Origin of the sequence: Roseicyclus sp. (assembly GCF_965662675.1) — a bacterium.
Taxonomy (GTDB): Bacteria; Pseudomonadota; Alphaproteobacteria; order Rhodobacterales; family Rhodobacteraceae; genus Roseicyclus.
The window spans coordinates 1-1,840 of sequence record NZ_CBFIIK010000186.1; the positions used below are offsets into that span (position 1 = coordinate 1).

3 protein-coding genes are annotated in these 1,840 nt (G+C 60.8%); 1 reads left to right on the forward strand and 2 read right to left on the reverse strand.

The window, feature by feature from the left end; genetic code table 11:
- Together ACTG4J_RS15340 and ACTG4J_RS15345 are read right to left on the reverse strand one after the other, a co-directional pair.
- A partial coding sequence (locus tag ACTG4J_RS15340; RefSeq protein WP_439140600.1) for a hypothetical protein occupies positions 1-290 on the reverse strand: 290 nt, incomplete at its 3' end.
- Between the two features lie 160 nt (positions 291-450).
- Positions 451-747 carry a hypothetical protein gene (locus ACTG4J_RS15345; protein WP_439140601.1) on the reverse strand — a complete coding sequence of 99 codons (297 nt, stop codon included), beginning with the start codon at positions 745-747 and terminating at the stop codon, positions 451-453.
- Positions 748-972: 225 nt separating this feature from the next.
- Here ACTG4J_RS15345 and dusA point away from each other — a divergent pair.
- Positions 973-1,840 (forward strand): tRNA dihydrouridine(20/20a) synthase DusA (gene dusA / locus ACTG4J_RS15350; protein ID WP_439140602.1); only part of this gene is annotated, 868 nt, incomplete at its 3' end.

Here is a 1,840-nt window from a genome sequence, read left to right on the forward strand (position 1 = left end):
CATCCGAGTTTCAGAAGCTTGCGTGCATTGTCGTAGGCGGTGTCCGTCAGGTCTTCCTCTGCCTCGGACACTGTCGCCAGGATCGATGAGGTTGGAACGCGCGGCTTGCGCGACATCGTCAGGGAAAAGCTCAGATTGCCCTCACCGACGAATAGAATGTTTCCCATCCGTAGGCGGGCAGTGAAGTCGAATTTCGCCGCCACCTTGGCAAGCTTCTTTGCTGACAACGCCGGATATCGGAGCGCCTGGTGAACGGCTTCCTGAAGCGTTGCGCCGCGAAATTCGTACATGGTGATCCCCAGCCTGGTATTGCGAACCCTCGGCAGGCTGACATATCGCGGTTAATCCTCGGTTAATCATGCGTTCGGCTGTAATCCGCAGGCCTATCGCCGTATCCGCGACTGTGGCGTTGCGTGCAGTACGACATGCCGTAGCTCGGCATGGATTGGGCTAGACCCCTGCGCGCTTGCGTTCTTCGCGCCGGATCTCGTCAAGGGACTTGCCGGAAAGCTCGCCGCGCCGCGCCTGCTCGATCCTTGGCTCCAGGAAGTTGGCCAGCGCCATGAAAGCCTGGTCCTCGCTCATCCCGGCAGTGGCAGGGACGTCGCCAAGCGCTCGACCCAAGACATAGTCCTTGATGCTCTGCCCCTTGAGAGCAGCGATGGCCTTGAGCTTCTGGTGGTCTTCCGGCGAGATATCGATCGATAGTCTGGGCATTGGGAGAGGATAGTCGATGCCGGCCAACATTACAACATTTGTTGAAGCTGGAGAGTTCAGCAATGCCCCCTGTTTTGAGGCACCTCTACCCAAACACCGCCGTCTTCCTGTCTTTGTACGGGGTGGGGTAGCAGGACAGACGCCGTGTGCGTATGGTGTGCACAGCGGGTCCGTTCCGGTAGAGGGCGCACACGAGGAGAACGCTCAATGCCCAACAACGCAGCCACCAAGGCAGCGAGACTATCGGTTGCCCCCATGATGGACTGGACCGACCGCCACTGCCGGTTTTTCCACCGGCAGATGTCGGAGCATGCCTTGCTCTATACCGAGATGGTCACGGCCCCAGCCGTGATCCATGGCGAGCGTGACAGGCTTTTGGGGTTTGATGGGGCCGAGCATCCCGTGGCGTTGCAACTGGGTGGTTCGGACCCGGCAGAACTGGCTCAGGCCACGCGGATTGCGGCAGGCTACGGCTATGACGAGATCAACCTCAATGTCGGCTGCCCCTCGGACCGGGTGCAATCGGGGTGTTTCGGAGCGGTGCTGATGGAGCGGCCCAAGCTGGTCGCCGAATGCGTGGCCGCCATGATCGCGGCAAGTCCTGTGGAGGTCACGGTGAAATGCCGGATCGGTGTCGATGAGCAAGTGCCCGAGGCGGTTTTGCCCGTATTCCTTGAAACCGTCGCGCAGGCCGGTGTGAGGCGCTTTACCATCCATGCGCGCAAGGCATGGCTCAAAGGGCTTAGCCCAAAGGAAAATCGCGATATTCCGCCGCTGGATTACGCGCTTGTGCATGCGATGAAACAGGCATTTCCCGATCTGCACCTGTCGATCAATGGCGGGATCACCAGCTTGGCCGAGGCACAGACCCATCTGGATGCCGGCATGGATGGGGTGATGATCGGGCGCGCGGCCTATCAGACACCGGCCGCGATCTTGCTGGAGGCCGACGCCATGATCTATGGCGAAGCGCGCGCGCCGCAAAACGCGCATCATATCGTCAGCCGCATGCTGCCGTATATCGCGGCTCATCTGGCGGGTGGCGGGCGCCTCCATCAAGTTACGCGCCATATGCTCGGTCTTTTCGCAGGCCAGCCCGGCGCGCGGGGTTGGCGGCGCTATT